Source organism: Devosia submarina, from assembly GCF_003056345.1.
GTDB classification, from domain to species: Bacteria; Pseudomonadota; Alphaproteobacteria; order Rhizobiales; family Devosiaceae; genus Devosia; species Devosia submarina.
Genome location: NZ_PYWB01000030.1, coordinates 1 through 1,492 on the forward strand (window position 1 = coordinate 1; position 1,492 = coordinate 1,492).

The 1,492-nt window shown below is 63.7% G+C and carries 1 protein-coding gene; it reads right to left on the reverse strand.

The features are described 5' to 3' along the window. Window positions 1-334: 334 nt before the first annotated feature. Window positions 335-1,375, reverse strand: coding sequence for an IS110 family RNA-guided transposase (locus DDE77_RS19245; protein ID WP_108399102.1), 1,041 nt, complete (start codon window positions 1,373-1,375; stop codon window positions 335-337). Between the last annotated feature and the right edge of the window lie 117 nt (window positions 1,376-1,492).

Here is a 1,492-nt window from a genome sequence, read left to right on the forward strand (position 1 = left end):
CAGCTTCTCTATCGCGGTTTGTGTCAAGGGCCGTACGGCGTCATCTGCCGCCGAGAGGCGGCATGCCGGACTTGCGAAGACGCCAACGAGCGGCATGCGTTGAGGGTCAGCCTTTGCTGCTCGGCCTGAGGTCATGCCACACGGGGCTCGCGCTTCTCTTCGGGGTCGGCGCCGTGGCCGCCCCATGATGGGGTAAGAGAGGCGGAATGGATCAATCTTTCGGGCGCCCTTGCCAACCGGAGGGCTGCTGCCAGTACGATCTCACGCCACCTTCGTCCCCGTGAGGACCTCTTCCTGCCGAGGCAGAACCGTTAAAGCTCCTGTAAGTGGGTAGTCAGGCGCCCGCTGCGGTGGGTTCGCTGCCCCAGCGGAAGTCAGTCCCGTCGGTCCACATCCGGTGCAGGATCACCGCCAGGCGTCGTGCCACGGCAACAATGGCACGACGCTGGCCTCGGCGCTGCGCAACCCGCATGCCCCAGGCCTTCAGCCACGACCAGTGACCACGTTGGGTGAGCAGTACCTGGGCGGCCTCGTACAGCATCGTGCGCAGCATGGTGTCGCCGCACTTCGAGATGCCGCCATCGTAGTCGATCTCACCCGACTGGTGACGACGAGGCGTCAACCCGACATGGGCACCCACCGCCCGGGAATGAACAAAGCGCTGCGGCTGATCGACAGTCGCGCGGTAGGTCAACGCCACAACCGCGCCGACACCCGGTGCCGTCATCAATCGCCGGCAGACGGGATCATGCCGCACGACGTCGAGCAGCATCCTGTGCAGCCTAGTGAACTCCTGGCGCATGACACGACGGATGGTCAGCAGCGGCTCGATGATGGCGGCAAGCCTGGGCAAACCTTTGACCAGCTCACGGATACGCGTCTCGAATCCAGCTTGTCCGACGACGCCGACCTTTAGGCCGAAGTTGCGCAAGGTGCCACGCAGGTCGGCATCAACGTCGAGCATCTTGCGCTGCACCAGCTTGCGCGCAGTCAGCAGCATCCGCTTCTCCTGGCTTGCCAGCGTCTTCACATACACCGGCTTAAACAGGCCCACGCGCATCATCTGGGCAATGCCGCGCGCGTCGTGTCGGTCGGACTTGTTGATCTGCTGCGCCTTGAGCAGCGACTTCATATGACGGGTCTCGACGCAGATCACGGGCAGCCCCGCGTCCGCCAGGCCGTTGACCAGCCACTGCGACAGAGGCCCAGCCTCAATCCCGACGCGACCATAGTCCTCGCCAATCGAAGTCAGCAGCGTGACGATGTCGTCCGGCTCGGATGGCACCTTCTGCTCGCATACTACTTTGCCGGTCTCATCGACGACGCACACCGCCGTCTCCAGCACCGACACGTCCAGTCCCACAAAATGCGCCATCGCCGTTGCTCCTTCCCTGGATGCTAGAGGTCAGGTGCGACCTCGACAGCATCGTACATGAAGGGGCTGCAGCTTCTCGATCTCAGATCGCGCCACAGCCGCCGCGATACACCATCT

Excerpts from the sequence above, each read along its gene's own strand:
- DDE77_RS19245 (WP_108399102.1), bottom strand. The coding sequence starts at position 1,375 with ATGGCGCATTTTGTGGGACTGGACGTGTCGGTGCTGGAGACGGCGGTG.